Annotated in this window: 12 protein-coding genes; 6 read left to right on the top strand and 6 right to left on the bottom strand. The window is 68.0% G+C overall.

Features of this window, described 5'->3' with window-relative positions:
- Window positions 1-15 precede the first annotated feature (15 nt).
- From AC1RMY_RS14755 to olsB, 3 genes are all read left to right on the top strand, one after another.
- Window positions 16-1,554, top strand: a complete 1,539-nt coding sequence (locus tag AC1RMY_RS14755; RefSeq protein ID WP_492865979.1) for a YifB family Mg chelatase-like AAA ATPase — start codon at window positions 16-18, stop codon at window positions 1,552-1,554.
- Between the two features lie 109 nt (window positions 1,555-1,663).
- Window positions 1,664-3,748 (top strand): ATP-binding protein, encoded by a 2,085-nt coding sequence (locus tag AC1RMY_RS14760; RefSeq protein ID WP_492865656.1) that lies wholly within the window; start codon window positions 1,664-1,666, stop codon window positions 3,746-3,748.
- 102 nt (window positions 3,749-3,850) lie between these two features.
- Window positions 3,851-4,810, top strand: a complete 960-nt coding sequence (gene olsB / locus AC1RMY_RS14765) for a l-ornithine N(alpha)-acyltransferase (RefSeq protein WP_492865658.1) — start codon at window positions 3,851-3,853, stop codon at window positions 4,808-4,810.
- Window positions 4,811-4,814: 4 nt separating this feature from the next.
- On the opposite strand, the gene AC1RMY_RS14770 is transcribed toward olsB, so the two are convergent.
- Genes AC1RMY_RS14770 through AC1RMY_RS14780 form a run of 3 tightly spaced genes read right to left on the bottom strand, consistent with a single transcriptional unit; the run spans window position 4,815 to window position 7,521 of the window.
- Entirely contained in the window at window positions 4,815-5,678 is an 864-nt protein-coding gene (locus AC1RMY_RS14770; protein WP_492865660.1) for an SDR family oxidoreductase, read from the bottom strand.
- The gene (gene queG, locus AC1RMY_RS14775) at window positions 5,675-6,832 is read right to left on the bottom strand and encodes a tRNA epoxyqueuosine(34) reductase QueG (protein WP_492865662.1); all 1,158 of its coding nucleotides are present in this window, start codon (window positions 6,830-6,832) and stop codon (window positions 5,675-5,677) included. Before queG ends, AC1RMY_RS14770 begins: the two co-directional genes overlap by 4 nt.
- On the bottom strand, window positions 6,829-7,521 hold the full coding sequence (locus tag AC1RMY_RS14780; protein WP_492865981.1) for a glutathione S-transferase family protein: 693 nt from the start codon (window positions 7,519-7,521) through the stop codon (window positions 6,829-6,831). Before AC1RMY_RS14780 ends, queG begins: the two co-directional genes overlap by 4 nt.
- A 265-nt stretch (window positions 7,522-7,786) precedes the next feature.
- Between AC1RMY_RS14780 and AC1RMY_RS14785 the strand changes: the two genes are divergently transcribed.
- Together AC1RMY_RS14785 and AC1RMY_RS14790 are read left to right on the top strand one after the other, a co-directional pair.
- On the top strand, window positions 7,787-8,584 hold the full coding sequence (locus AC1RMY_RS14785) for an undecaprenyl-diphosphate phosphatase (protein ID WP_492865664.1): 798 nt from the start codon (window positions 7,787-7,789) through the stop codon (window positions 8,582-8,584).
- A gap of 53 nt (window positions 8,585-8,637) precedes the next feature.
- Entirely contained in the window at window positions 8,638-9,243 is a 606-nt protein-coding gene (locus tag AC1RMY_RS14790; protein WP_492865666.1) for a hypothetical protein, read from the top strand.
- A gap of 5 nt (window positions 9,244-9,248) precedes the next feature.
- On the opposite strand, the gene AC1RMY_RS14795 is transcribed toward AC1RMY_RS14790, so the two are convergent.
- Window positions 9,249-10,970 carry an MFS transporter gene (locus AC1RMY_RS14795; protein ID WP_492865668.1) on the bottom strand — a complete coding sequence of 574 codons (1,722 nt, stop codon included), beginning with the start codon at window positions 10,968-10,970 and terminating at the stop codon, window positions 9,249-9,251.
- A gap of 74 nt (window positions 10,971-11,044) precedes the next feature.
- Window positions 11,045-11,947: a protein-methionine-sulfoxide reductase heme-binding subunit MsrQ gene (gene msrQ, locus AC1RMY_RS14800; protein ID WP_492865670.1), complete on the bottom strand. Its 903-nt coding sequence runs from the start codon at window positions 11,945-11,947 to the stop codon at window positions 11,045-11,047.
- A 123-nt stretch (window positions 11,948-12,070) separates the two neighbouring features.
- Between msrQ and AC1RMY_RS14805 the strand changes: the two genes are divergently transcribed.
- The gene (locus tag AC1RMY_RS14805) at window positions 12,071-12,685 is read left to right on the top strand and encodes an HAD family hydrolase (protein WP_492865672.1); all 615 of its coding nucleotides are present in this window, start codon (window positions 12,071-12,073) and stop codon (window positions 12,683-12,685) included.
- 9 nt (window positions 12,686-12,694) lie between these two features.
- On the opposite strand, the gene AC1RMY_RS14810 is transcribed toward AC1RMY_RS14805, so the two are convergent.
- The gene (locus AC1RMY_RS14810; RefSeq protein ID WP_492865674.1) at window positions 12,695-13,618 is read right to left on the bottom strand and encodes a sugar phosphate isomerase/epimerase family protein; all 924 of its coding nucleotides are present in this window, start codon (window positions 13,616-13,618) and stop codon (window positions 12,695-12,697) included.
- Window positions 13,619-13,775: the final 157 nt, after the last annotated feature.

The following is a 13,775-nucleotide window of genomic DNA, read 5'->3' on the forward strand; positions in this document are numbered from 1 at the left end:
AATGGGGTGGCGCTGATGGTGACGCGGGTCGCGACGGTAGCATTCGAGGGAATCGAGGCGCGCGCCGTCGATGTTCAGGTTCAGGTCACGCCCGGCGGCGTCAATTTCATCCTTGTCGGTTTGCCAGACAAGGCAGTCGGCGAGAGCAAGGAGCGGGTGCGCGCCGCGCTGATCGCCTCGGGGCTCGCTTTGCCGGCCAAACGCATCACCGTCAACCTCGCCCCGGCCGATCTGCCCAAGGAAGGCAGCCATTACGATTTGCCGATCGCGCTCGCCGTCATGGCGGCGATCGGTGCGATCCCGGCGGATGCGTTGTCCGGCTACACGGTGCTCGGCGAACTCGCCCTGGACGGCTCGATCGCCGCCGTCGCCGGCGTTCTGCCCGCGGCGATCGCGGCCTATGGCCGGGGCCAGGGGCTGATCTGCCCTTTTCCCTCGGGCCCCGAGGCGGCCTGGGCGGCGGCGGATATCGACATCCTCGCGCCGCGCTCGCTGATTCAACTCGCCAATCATTTCAAGGGTACGCAGGTGATGGCGCGGCCGGAGCCGGCGGTCGCGCGCCAGTCCGGCCCGCTGCCGGATCTCGCCGACATCAAGGGCCAGGAGTGCGCCAAGCGCGTGCTCGAGATCGCTGCGGCCGGTGGCCACAATCTGCTGATGAACGGCCCGCCGGGCGCCGGAAAATCGATGCTGGCGAGCCGCCTGCCCTCGATCCTGCCGCCGCTCAGCCCACGCGAACTGCTCGAGGTCTCGATGGTGCTTTCCGTCGCCGGCCATCTCGCCGATGGCGCGCTGACGGACCGGCGTCCCTTCCGCGCCCCGCATCATTCCGCCTCGATGGCGGCGCTCGTCGGCGGCGGCCTTCAGGCCAGGCCCGGAGAGGTCTCGCTCGCCCATCACGGCGTGCTCTTCCTGGACGAACTGCCGGAGTTCCAGGCCCAGGCGCTCGACGCGCTGCGCCAGCCGATGGAGACCGGCGACGTGCTGATCTCCCGGGCCAATCATCGCGCCGTCTATCCGGCCCGCTTCCAACTCGTCGCGGCGATGAATCCGTGCCGCTGCGGCAAGGCGACCGAGCCGGGCTTCGCCTGCCGCCGCCAGCAGAACGAGCGCTGCATGGCGCAGTATCAAAGCCGCATCTCCGGGCCGATGCTGGACCGGATCGACATCGCCATCGACGTGCCCGCCGTCACCGCGTCGGACCTGATCCTGCCTCCGCCGAGCGAGGGCTCGGCGGAGGTCGCGGCCCGCGTCGCCGCGGCGCGACGGCTCCAGACGGCGCGCTTCGAGGCTTTGGGGCTGTCCCATATCGCAACCAATGCCGCCTGCCCGGCGCCGGTTCTCGACGAGATCGCCCGGCCCGACAATGCCGGTCTGGCTCTGCTGCGTGATGCGGCGGACGCAATGCGCCTGACGGCGCGCGCCTATCATCGCGTCTTGAAGGTGGCGCGCACCCTGGCCGATCTCGACGGCGAGCCGAAGGTCGGGCGCATCCATCTGGCCGAGGCGTTGTCCTATCGCTCGCGCGGCGATCAGATGGCGCAGGCGGCCTGATCCGCCGGCCCGTCCAGTCCGGGCACGGTTAACGGATTGCCTCATGCGATCGCTCAAGATCGCGGTTTCGCCCAACGGTTCTTCAACGCGCGCTTGCTAGATTGCGCGCATGAATCCTCTCTCATCCCCTTGGCCTGCGGCCGCGGTGGTCGTGCTCGCGCTGTTCGCTGGTGTCGCCGCCCTGTTGCTGCTGCGGCAGCGCGATCGCATCGTCCGTCAGGCGGCCGAACTGGCCGGCGATGTCGAGGCGTTGAACGACCGCCTCTGGGCGCTGGCCGACAGCGAGGAACAGTATCGCAGCCTGATCGAGGCGCAGGGCGACCTCATCGTGCGCCGGGACGGCGCTCGCATCGTCTATGCGAACGGCGCCTACGCCGCGTTGCTCGGGCTGGATGAGTCGGAGGTCGTCGGTGCGATCGTGCAGCCGCGTCTCATCGCCTGCCGTCCGGCGCAGGCGCTCGACGGCGGCGCGCGCGTCTTCGACGAATGCCTCGCGACGCCCGATGGCGAGCGCTGGATCTCCTGGGTCGAGACCGTCGTGCCGGTAGCGCTGGGCCGGACGGTGCTGCAGCGCGTCGGCCGCGACATCACGGCGCGCATCGCCAGCGAGCAGGAACTGGTCGAGGCCCGGGCGCGCGCCGAGAGCGCCAATGAGGCGAAGTCGCGTTTCCTTGCCACCGTCAGCCATGAATTCCGCACGCCGCTCAACGGCATCCTCGGCATGGCCGACTTGCTCGGCGACACCGGGCTCGATCCGGAGCAGGTGACTTATGTGCGGGCACTGCGGACTTCCGGCGAGGCGCTGCTCGGCCTCGTCGACGACATCCTCGACTTCGCCAAAGTCGAGGCCGGCAAGCTCGAACTCGCCAGCGAACGCTTCGATCTCGGCCTGCTTGTCGAGACGGTTTCGGAGCTGATGGCCCCGCGCGCCCAGTCCAAGGGCATCGAGCTCGCCGCGCATCTCGCGCCGGATCTGCCGACGCATCTCGTGGGCGATCGGAACAGGCTGCGCCAGATCCTGCTCAATCTCGTCGGCAACGCGATCAAGTTCACGGAAGCCGGCGGCGTTGGCATCCGCATCGTCCGCGATGGTGACGGTATTGCGATCGAGATCGCCGATACCGGGCCCGGCATCCCAGAGGATCGTCGCCAGGCGATCTTCGAGGAGTTCGAACAAGTCGACAACTCCGCCGCGCGCCGCCATGAGGGCACCGGCCTCGGCCTCGCCATCGTGCGCCGTCTCGTCGCTCTGATGCGCGGTTCGGTCGGCGTCGAGGCGCGGCCCGGCGGCGGTTCGCTGTTTCGGGTCCGGCTGCCATTGCCCTTCGTGGCCGGCGCGGCTGCCCCCGCCTTGCCGGCGTGGGGGGGCAAGCGGGTGCTGGTCGTCTCCGGCGCCCCCTTCGGCGCCGGCTTCCTGCGCGAGACGATCGCTGCCACGGGCGGAACGGCGACGCTGGCCGTCGATGCCGCACAAGCGACTGCATTGCTGCAAACCGAGCCGCGTTATGATGCAGCCCTGGTCGACCAGTCGATCGGCCGTGATGCGGTGATTGCATTTGCCGCGGCGGCGCGGGCCGCAGGCGTCGCCGATTCCTTGATCATGCTGTCGCCCCTGGAGCGTCGCCAGTTCGGCTCGCCGCGTGACGCCGGCTTCACCGGATTCCTGGTCAAGCCGGTGCGGGCCCGCTCGCTCTACGAGCGGCTGTCGCCGCGCCCTGCGCCTGTGGCTGCGGCAACGGAGACATCCAGCTCGCTCCCGCACCGCTCGTCACGCCCGAGGCTCAGCGTGCTGGTGGCGGAAGACAACGAGATCAACGCGCTGCTTGCGACACGAACGCTCGAGCGCTTCAACTGCGTGCCAGTCTGGGTCCGCGATGGCCGTCAGGCGCTCGTCACCATCGAGGCCGGCTTGAACGGAACAGGCCCGTCCTTCGACCTCGTCCTGCTCGACATCCGAATGCCGGAACTCGACGGGCTCGCTGTCGCGCGCGCCGTCCGGGCGCTGGAGCGGGCCCGCCAGGGCCTTGCGCCGCTGCCGCTGGTCGCGGTCAGCGCGAACGTTTCCGAGGGCGACAAGGCAGCCGCGCTCGCTGCCGGCATGGATGATTGCCTGGCTAAGCCTCTCGACCGCGCCGCCCTGGAGCGCTGGCTCGATCGCGTCGCCGGGTCGGTGGGCTTGGCCCGTTCGGCGTGAACGTCGTCACCGCTCCGACGCAGTTTTGTCGCTATTCTGTAAGACAATCAGGCCACAGGTTCCCGATTGCCAGCGAAGGCGGCCTGAGGGACAAGACGAGCCATGGCAGCAGATCTCGACGGATATGCGGGTGAGCCGGCTCGACATATGTCGGCGGGAAGCCATCTGTTCTCGCGACTCTCGCCGTTCAGGTTGATCACGGGCGAGACGCTCGGCCGTTTCGCCCGCCGCTCCGGTGCGACCGATCCGCTCGCCGGCACATTGGGGCGATGCGGCTCGCTCGAGGTCAGGCTGGCGCGGGGACCTCGTGAGATTTGGCGCGCGCAGCGCCTGCGCTACCGCGTCTTCTACCAGGAGATGTCCGCCCGGCCCGACGTCGTCTCGCGCATGTTCCGCCGCGATGCCGACCGCTTCGACGGCGCCTGCGATCATCTGCTCGTCATCGACCACGCCGCGCGCGGACGCTTCGGCGGTGTCAAGCCGAAGGTCGTCGGCACCTATCGGCTGATGCGCGAGGGGGCCGCGAGCCGGCTCGGTGGCTTCTACACCCAGGGCGAGTTCGATCTCGCGCCGATGATCGCGTCCCATCCCGGCCAGCGCTTCCTCGAACTCGGCCGTTCCTGCGTGCTGGAGCCGTATCGCAGCAAGAAGACGGTCGAGCTGCTCTGGCACGGCATCTGGGCCTATATCCGCCACCACCGTATCGATGCGATGTTCGGCTGCGCCAGCTTCGACGGCACCGATCCCGACGCACTCGCCCTGCCACTGAGCTTCCTGCATCACCATGCCAGCTCGGCTGGCGAATGGAGCGCTGCGGCCCGGCGGGAATTGCATGTCACGATGGATCGTTTGCCGGCGGAGATGGTGGATCCGAAGCTCGCGCTGAAGCAGATGCCACCCCTGATCAAGGGCTATCTGCGGCTCGGCGCCCGCTTCGGCACCGGCGCGGTGATCGACCGCCAGTTCGGCACGACGGATGTCCTGGTGATCCTGCCGGTGTCCGCGATCGACCAGCGCTACCTCGCCTATTACGGCGATGAGGGGCAGCGCTACGCGGCGTGAGCCTTTAGTCACCGCCCGCCAGCAGCACGGGAAGTGCCTCGCGATAGGTCGGGTAGCGGAAGCCATAATCGAGCTCGCGCTTCACCAGCGCATTCGAGACGCGCCTGTTCTCGCCATAGAAGGCAGCCGCCATCGGCGAGAGCTTCGTGGGATCGAACGGCGTCTCGGCTGGCGCCTCCAGCCCGGCGAGATGCGCGGCGAGGGCCACCACATCCTGCGGCGGGGCCGGCTCGTCATCCGTGACGTTATAGATCGCGCCCTGGCGCGGCCTCTCCAGCGAGGCCATCAGCACGCCGGCGATATCGTCAACATGGATGCGGTTGAAGACCTGGCCGGGCTTGATCAGCCGCGTCGCCTTGCCTTGCCGGAGCTTGACGATCGGGTTGCGGCCCGGCCCGTAGATGCCCGACAGCCGGAAGATCTGCACCGCCTTGCCGCTGCGCTCTCCCAGCGCCAGCCAGTCCTGCTCGATCGCGAGCCGCACTTGCGAGCGAAAGCTCGGTCGCGGCGCGGTGGTTTCGTCGATCCAGGCGCCGCCATGGTCGCCATAGACGCCGATGGTCGAGAGATAGCCGATCCAGCGCAGCTCCGGCGCGGTCGCGAGGTCCTTGGCGAGGCATGCGAGCGCCGGGTCGCCGGCTTCTCCCGGCTGTACCGATACGAGCACGGCGTCTGCCGCCGCGATCGCCTTTGCGAGGAAGGAGGATACCGCAAAGCCGTCGAACACCAGCGTCCGGATGCCATCGCGGCTGAGCCGCGTCGCCTTCTCGGCCGTGCGCACCGTTCCCGTCACCTCCCAGCCCCTGTTCAGCGCTTCACGAGCGAAGAAGCCGGCCGAGTAACCGAGGCCGAGGATGACGAGATTCATGGGACAGCTTCCGGTTCGGACGAGAGCGCCGACCATTCGCGGCGGACATCCGGATCGTTTTCGACGGTGAGCGCAGCGGGTGCAAGCGCGCGGGCCTGGGCGGGGGAAAGCCGGATCAGGGCCCAGGCCGCCATGGCGCGAATCAGTGGCGAGGCGTCGGCGATGAGGTCGGCGGCACTGTCCGCCAGTTCGGGCCGACCGCTGTTGCCGATCGCGATCAGGACGTTGCGCAGGAAACGGCTGCGTCCCGTGCGCTTGACCGGCGTGCCCGCGAAGAGCGTGCGGAAGGCGGCATCATCGAGGGCAGCCAGATCGGCCAGCGGCAAGGCATCGAGCCCGTCGCGCAGGGACAGGCGCGTTTCCCGGGCCGCTTCCGCGAACTTGTTCCACGGACAGACGGCGAGGCAGTCGTCGCAGCCGAAGACGCGGTTGCCGATGCCGGCGCGAAGGCCTTCGTCGATATGGCCCTGATGTTCGATCGTCAGATAGGCGATGCAGCGGCGCGAATCGAGCTGGTAGGGCGTGGGAAAGGCATCGGTCGGGCAGATGTCGAGGCAGCGCCGGCACGAGCCGCAATGATCGGTCTCGGGCGCATCGGGCGGCAACTCGGCGGTGGTGTAGATCGCGCCGAGGAAGAGCCAGGAGCCGTGCTCGCGCGAGACCAGCACGGAGTGCTTGCCCTGCCAGCCAAGGCCGGCCGCTTGCGCCAGCGGCTTTTCCATCACGGGTGCCGTGTCGACGAAGACCTTCACGTCGACGCCGCCCTGCGCCGCGAGCAGCGCGGCGACGCTCTTCAGCTTGCCCTTGATGACGTCGTGATAGTCGCGCCGGCGGGCGTAGAGCGAGATCGCGGCCTTGTCGGGTTGGCCGAGGGTCGCGAGCGGATCGCTGTCGGGGGCATAGCTCATGCCGAGCATCACGACGGAGCGGGCCTCGCCCCAGAGCAGGCGCGGGTTGCTGCGCTCCGCGGTACGCTCTTCCATCCAGCCCATATCGCCATGGCGGCCTTCGGCCAGCCAGGCGGCGAGCCGGGCCGGAGCATCCGGAATGGCGTCGATGGGGGCGACGCGGGCGACCGAGAAGCCCTCGGCGAGGGCGCGCGCGACGACCGCCTGCTTGAGCCGCTCGCTCTTGGAGCGCCGCCCGGCCTTCAAAAGTCCAGGTTGTCGTAATGGGCGCTCGGCGCCATGCCCGGCACCCGGTCGCTCAGCAGGGGTCGGAAGCTCGGCCTCGACTTGATCCTCGCATACCATGCGCGCGCCGCCTCGTCCTCTTCCCAAGGCACGTCGCCGAGATAGTCGACGCAGGAGAGATGCGCCGCCGCGGCGAGATCGGCATAGCTCAGTTCCGAGCCTGCCAGCCAGTTCCGCTTGGCCGTGAGCCAGGCGATATAACGCAGATGATAGCGCACATTGGCGCGCGCGGCGCGGATCGCGCTCATTTCCGGAGGGCCACCGCCCTCGTCGCGCGCCATGAACCGCTTCATCACCTTCTCCAGCACGAGCGGGGCGGTGATCTCCTCGTTGAACTTGAGGTTGAACCAGTCGAGCAGACGACGGACCTCGACGCGCTCGCCCGGCCCTTCCGGCAGCAGGCGCCGCTCGGCCAGGGCAAGGCCGCGCGTCTCGTCGAGATATTCGGCGATCGGCCCCGCGCCCGGGACGGACAGCCCGTTCTCCTCGCGGAACACCGGCGTCGTGCCGGCCGGGTTGAGTTCGAGGAACTCGCGCCGGCGTTCCCAGACGCGCTCCTCGACCAGCCCGGCCTCGAGCCCGTATTCGCCGAGCACGAGCCGGATGAAGCGCGAATGCGGGCATAGCGGATAATGATGCAGGGTCGCCATGGCACTCATGAAACAGGCAGCTGCGGCCGAAGCGGGGCCGGAAGGACGAAACGCATCCCGATATGCGCAGGGCGCCCGCTATAAAGCCGGTTGGGGGGCGTCACAACCCGGCGCGGTGCATTGAAGGCGATTCCCGCGATCCGGTTCGGGATTTGGTAACCAATTTGCAAAGGGCTGGGTTTATCCAGACCGGCGGCTTAATGATGCCGCACTGCAAAAAAGCCTTGAGTCGCGCGAGGCGAATCCTGACGAGGAAAGTCCACGCATGGAAAATCTGATCGAAGCGATCATCCTCGGCATCGTCGAGGGCTTGACTGAGTTCCTGCCGGTATCCTCGACCGGGCATCTCCTGCTGCTCGGGCATTTCCTCGGCTTCGAATCGAACGGAAAGTCCTTCGAGGTTCTGGTCCAGCTCGGTGCGATCCTGGCGATCACGCTGGTCTATTTCCGCCGCCTGCTCGACATCGCGCTCAGGATACCGAGCGACCCGTCCGCGCGGCGCTTCGTCATCGGCGTCCTCGTCGCCTTCCTGCCGGCGGCGCTGATCGGCGCCGTGCTCCACGGCTTCATCAAGGGCGTGCTGTTCAACCCCTTCATCGTCTGCTGCACGCTGATCGCGGGCGGGCTCGTCCTGATGGTGGTCGACGAGCTGGAGCTCCAGGAGAAGCACACCGACGCCACGGCGTTCCCGCTGCCGATGTATTTCAAGATCGGCCTGATCCAGTGTCTGGCGATGATCCCCGGCGTGTCGCGCTCGGGCTCGACGATCGTCGGCGCCATGCTGCTCGGCGCCAGCAAGCGCGCGGCGGCCGAGTTCTCCTTCTTCCTGGCCATGCCGACCATGGCCGGCGCCTTCGCCTACGACCTGCTCAAGAGCTACAAGACGCTGTCCTTCGATGACATGACGCTGATCGTCGTCGGCTTCGTCTGTGCCTTTGTCTCGGCGCTGATCGTCGTCCGCAGCTTCCTCGACTTCGTCTCGAAGCGCGGCTTCGCGCTCTTCGCCTGGTGGCGCATCGTGGTCGGGCTCTTCGGCATGGCGGGCCTCTGGATCTACGGCTGAGGGATTACTCCCGCATCCTTGCGGTTTTTCGCCGGGTTCAGCACAGTATCGGCATGGAACCCGTGCCGTCGGCTCGAAATGAGGCGCGCTTCGACCTCTGCGTCAGGCGCGATGGTTCGTTCCTGAAGCGGACGCCGACGACGCTCATGCTGTCCGACGAGGGCATCGACTACGCGCTCGACGGACGCTCGGGACTGCGGCCCTATTCGGGCCTGCGGTCCATCCGCATCCAGATGACCTCGCCGGCCCCGCATCTGTCAGCGATCGCCCAGCTCGATTTCGTGCGAGGCTGGCCGCTCTTCGTCTATTCGCACACCCCCGACGGCCAGATCTCACCCGAGCAGAACCGGGTGTTCGTCGCCTTTCTCACGGAACTGCATCGCCGCCTCGGCCCTCAGGACCGGGCCCGTATCGCCTTCCGCAGCGGCGTCTCGCCGATCAGGCACAAGGTCTTGCTCGCATGCTCGCTGGTGATCGCTGTCCCGGTCGTTGTGATGCTGGTGCTGGCGCTGTTCGGGCAGGTGCCGATCGGCAAGGTCGTCTGGCCGCTCGTCCCGGGCGGTCTGCTGGCCGCGGGCCTCGTCAAGGCCGCGCTCTGGTCCCGTCCGGGGACATATGAGCCCGATCGCCTGCCCGACGGGCTGCTGCGGCCGGCATAGGCGGTTCAGCCATTGTGCCCGATCGGCTCGGGCGGATGCGGGTGCTGGGCGGGCAGGCCGCGCGGCAGGGTCGCCGTCTCGCGTTCGATCATCCGGTGCACGACCGGCGGGTTCGGTCCCTTGTGCAAGGCTCTGACGCGGTCGCTGATCTCCGCGTCGGCCTGGGTCACCCGCTGCGCCTGCCGGACATATTCGACCCAGGTCGGGCTGTCATAGCGCTCGACCCAGAGTTCGGCGTCGGTCAGATCGCGCAGCAGCGTCCAGTGGCGCGCGCCGTCGCGGCGGCGGATGCGCCGGCGCTCCGCCATCGCCTTGAGGAACTCGACGACATCCTCCTCGCGGATCAGCCATTCGATCGTGACGATGACCGGCCCGCTGCGCGGCTCGATGTCGACGGCGACCTTGGGTTCGCGCCAGCGGCTCAGCGGATCGAGATTGAGAGCCTCCAGTGGCGGCAGGACGTAGCGCAGGCCGAGGCCCGCGCCGGCGAGAAGGGCGAAGGCGGAGAGCAGGAGGGCCTGCTGCGCACCCAGATGCAGCGTCGCATAGCCCCAGGCCCAGCTTCCCGACGCCATCCCGCCGAAAGCGGCCATCTGGTAGATCGCCAGCGCTCGGCCGACGACCCAGCGCGGGGCCGAAAGCTGCACCGTTGCGTTGAAGGTCGAGAGCGTCAGCACCCAGCAGGCGCCCGCGACGGCCAGCGCTGGCATGGTCAGCCACATCGTCGTGCTGACGCCGATCAGCGCCGCCGCCGTCGCATAGGCCGCGAAGGTCGCGCGCACCAGCGCCTCGGTCGTCAGCATCCGGCGCAAGCGCGCGCTCATGAAGGCACCGACGACCGCGCCGGCTCCGAAGGCGCCGAGCAGCACGCCGAAGACCAGCGGGCCGCCCTTGATGAGGTCGCGCGCGATCAGCGGCAGCAGCGCGAGCGCGACGATGCCGCCAAAGCCGAAGGCGAAGGCGCGCAGGATGACGCTGCGGATGTTCGGGGACATCGCGACATAGCGCACGCCGGCGCCCATCGCGATCAGCAGGGTCTCGCGCGGCAGCAGGCGCTCGATCCGCGGCGGCTGCCAGCGCGCCAGCACGACGAGCAGGCTGATATAGCTGAAAGTGTTGACCACGAACGCGGCGACCGCGCCGGCGGCGGCGACGATGGCGCCGCCGATCGCGGGCCCGACGCTGCGGGCGATGTTGAAGGCGACGCTGTTCAGCGTGACGGCGGCCGGCACATCCCGGCGCGGCACCATGTCGCCGACCGAGGACTGCCAGGCCGGGTTGTTGAGCGCGTTGCCGCAGCCGATCAGGAAGGTGAAACCGAGCAGGAGCCAGGGCGAGAGCAGCCCCTGCCAGGCGAAGATCGCGAGCAGGATCGAGACGCCGAGCATGAAGCCCTGGGCCGTCAGCAGGATGCGGCGCCGGTCGTAATTGTCGGCGATCGCGCCCGCTGCGAGCGAGAAGATCATCACCGGCAGCGTCGTCGAGGCCTGAACGAGCGCGACCATCTCAGGCGAGTTGGAGAGCGAGGTCATCAGCCAGGATGCGCCGACCATCTGCACGAGGCCGCCGAAATTCGAGGCGAGGCTTGCGATCCAGACGGCGCGGAAGATCGGCTGGCGCAGCGGCGCGAAGGCAGAATAGGGCTCCTGCGCCGGTGCTAGGCCCTCAGCAACAAGCTCGGCTTGGGCTACATCGGCTGTCGGCTGCGCATGCGGATCATCAGGCATGCCATAGGGTTAGAACCTATGATCAGGCCTGCCAACCGCGATTGCGGCCGCTGCAGATCTTTGGCCGAATTTTGTCAGGGCGTGGCGCTCGCAGGCGTACCGGCCTGCGCTCGGCGCCCCTGTCGCGGCTTCGGCCGGCGCAGCACGCGGCCGAGGGCGATCACGAGTCCGGCGAGCGCGACCCAGTGCCCCGGGCGCAGCGAGGCGAGGTCCTGATAGACCACGATGTCGGCATTGGACTGGAACACCAGCCAGGCCGAAGCGCCGGTCGCAAACGCATACCAGGCCGTCTCGCAGAGCGCCGTTGCAAGCCCGGTCGCCAGCGCGGTTGCGGCCAGGACGGGAGCGGTCGGGGGAATCTTGAGCTTGTCCAGCCCGCGATAGGCCATCAGCAGGGCGAAGAGACCACTCATCAGCACGGGCTGCGTCACGTCGATCTTCGACTGCAGGGCGAAATGCAGCAGGCCGAGCATCGTGATCGGATAGACGAGGTTGTGCAGGCGCTGCCAGTTCTGCGCTCCCATTCGTCGGATCATGCCGTCGGTCGAGGTCACGCCGAGCGCGACCAGCCCCGTCAGCGCGGTGATGCCGACGACGAGATAGAAGCGCTTCACGATCTCGGAGGCGATCAGCCCCCAGTCGAAGGCGAGGTCGATGCAGTAGAGCGCGAGATGCCCCAGCGCATAGGCGAGGACGGAAAGCCCGAGCATCCGCCGGATTCCTAGCAGCTTGCCCCAGTCGAAGATGCGCCGCGCCGGCGAGATCGCGAGCGTGACGAGCAGCAGCCGGATCGCCCAGGTGCCGGTATCGTGCACGGCCCGTGTCCAGGGCTTCGAACCGAGCTGACCCATCCAGGCCTCGGCGGCGAGGATCAGCGCCGGCAGCAGGACGAGCGCGAAGGCCGTCGCGCGCAGGCCCGAGAACCGCCCCTGCCGGTCCAGCCAAGGCCACCATGGGCTCGCCAACCATCGGCTCATGCCGCTCTCCGCCGTTGCATTCATCCCATCGGATACGCGAGAGTTCGCATCTGTGTCTCGCAATCGCACACACAAGGGCGTGAACGCACGTCCTGCAGCCGCCTCCAGCCAATGGAACCCGCCATGCCTGCCAATACGCCTACCGTCGTTTTCGATGTCGGCAATGTCCTGATCCGCTGGGACCCGACGCTGCTCTACCGCGACATGATCCCCGATGACGAGAAGCGCGCCTGGTTCATGCGCAATGTCTGCACCGCCGCCTGGAACCTGGAACAGGATCGCGGCCGAAGCTGGGAGGAGGCGGTGGCCCTGCTCGTCGCCAGCCACCCGGAATGGGAAAGCCAGATCAGGGCCTATGACGAGCGCTGGCACGAAACCGTGCCCGGCATCATCGAGGACAGCGTCGCCGTGCTGGACGAACTCAAGCGGCGCGGCGACAAGGTCTACGCCATCACCAATTTCTCACGCGAGAAATGGGCGGAATGCCTGATCCGCTTCCCCTTCCTGCAGAGCTTCGACGGCGTCGTCGTCTCGGCCCATGAGCGCGTCATCAAGCCCGATCCCGCGATTTACGAAATCCTGCTGCAGCGCTACGGGCTGGTCGCTCCCGACTGCATCTTCGTCGACGATAGCGCCAGGAACATCGAGGCCGCGCGCGGGGTCGGCATGAAGGCGGTGCATTTCGTCGAGCCGATCGACCTGCGCGCGGAGCTGGCCGGGCACGGCGTCGCGTTCTGAAGAGGCGTATCAGGTATTTTGCCGCGTCGTCGCGATATGCGCCTTGCGGGCGAGTGCCCGCGTCGCGGCGAGGCACTCGTCGACCGCGTACCACAGCCGCGGATTGAGCTCGATGTTGAACAGCACGCCGTCGGGGAAGGTGCAGCGTTCCATCAGCGCGTCCCATGGAATCCCGCCCCAACCGACCGGCAGATGCAGGTCGCCATGGCCGAAGGCGAACTTCTCGCTCGGAAAGACCGTCTCGAACGCGTCCGGCAATCCGAAGGAATCATGCATGTGGAGGTGCTTGGCAAAGGGCGCCAGCGCCGAGACCTCGGCGAGATAGTCGCCGCCGAGATAGCCGAGCCTCAGGAAGGCATGGCTGAAATCGAGCGTCGCCCAGACATGCGAATGCCCGATAGCCGCGATCTCGCTTGCCAGCCGCGACGGCAGCGAGGCGTGCGTCCTGCCATGGTGGTCGCCGAACATGGTTTCGACGCAGAGTAGCACGCCGCAGTCCCGTGCGACGTCGCCGGCCTTCGCCAGCCATTCGCGCTGGCGGCCATAGGCGACCTCGATCACCTCGGCCGGCTGGACCGGCATCACTCCGGAGTGCATCACGTAATGGATCGCGCCGATCTCGCCGGCGATCTCGAGTGAAGCTTTCAGGACGTCGAAATGGCGTGGCAGCCGGGCCGGCTCGTCGAAGAAATTAATCACCAGCGGGCCATGGACGCTGTAGCCGAAGGCGCGCCCGGCGCAGGCACGCTTCAACAGGTCGAGATGCGGCCGCCTGATCCGCCCGCCCACGACCAGATCCATCGCGCAGGTCGGGAGTTCGACCGTATCGACGCCGAGCCGCTCGACCCGGTCGAGCAGCGCCGGCAGGTCCGAGAGATCGCTGGCGGGTTGTCCCGCCGTGATGCCGACGCCGCGAACGCCGTTGGGGTACATGGCAAGACTCCGGTCCGGCTCGGGAATGGTGGCAGGCGCGTGGTTCGGGCGCCGCGCGTGGTCAGCACGAATGCGCCAGGCGCACAAGCGCCTTTCGCGAGATTCGGCGCTGCACCATGGCGGGTGCGGTCGGCCTGGCGGCGCGCTAACATCGTTC

It is taken from the genome of Allobosea sp. GW822-FHT03F07 (assembly GCF_058801345.1).

Bases quoted from the DNA above. Each gene is read 5' to 3' on its own strand.
- AC1RMY_RS14755 (WP_492865979.1), top strand. From the start codon at position 16: ATGGTGACGCGGGTCGCGACGGTAGCATTCGAGGGAATCGAGGCGCGC.
- AC1RMY_RS14760 (WP_492865656.1), top strand. From the start codon at position 1,664: ATGAATCCTCTCTCATCCCCTTGGCCTGCGGCCGCGGTGGTCGTGCTC.
- olsB (WP_492865658.1), top strand. From the start codon at position 3,851: ATGGCAGCAGATCTCGACGGATATGCGGGTGAGCCGGCTCGACATATG.
- AC1RMY_RS14770 (WP_492865660.1), bottom strand. From the start codon at position 5,678: ATGAATCTCGTCATCCTCGGCCTCGGTTACTCGGCCGGCTTCTTCGCT.
- AC1RMY_RS14780 (WP_492865981.1), bottom strand. From the start codon at position 7,521: ATGGCGACCCTGCATCATTATCCGCTATGCCCGCATTCGCGCTTCATC.
- AC1RMY_RS14785 (WP_492865664.1), top strand. From the start codon at position 7,787: ATGGAAAATCTGATCGAAGCGATCATCCTCGGCATCGTCGAGGGCTTG.
- AC1RMY_RS14790 (WP_492865666.1), top strand. From the start codon at position 8,638: ATGGAACCCGTGCCGTCGGCTCGAAATGAGGCGCGCTTCGACCTCTGC.
- AC1RMY_RS14795 (WP_492865668.1), bottom strand. From the start codon at position 10,970: ATGCCTGATGATCCGCATGCGCAGCCGACAGCCGATGTAGCCCAAGCC.
- msrQ (WP_492865670.1), bottom strand. From the start codon at position 11,947: ATGAGCCGATGGTTGGCGAGCCCATGGTGGCCTTGGCTGGACCGGCAG.
- AC1RMY_RS14805 (WP_492865672.1), top strand. From the start codon at position 12,071: ATGCCTGCCAATACGCCTACCGTCGTTTTCGATGTCGGCAATGTCCTG.
- AC1RMY_RS14810 (WP_492865674.1), bottom strand. From the start codon at position 13,618: ATGTACCCCAACGGCGTTCGCGGCGTCGGCATCACGGCGGGACAACCC.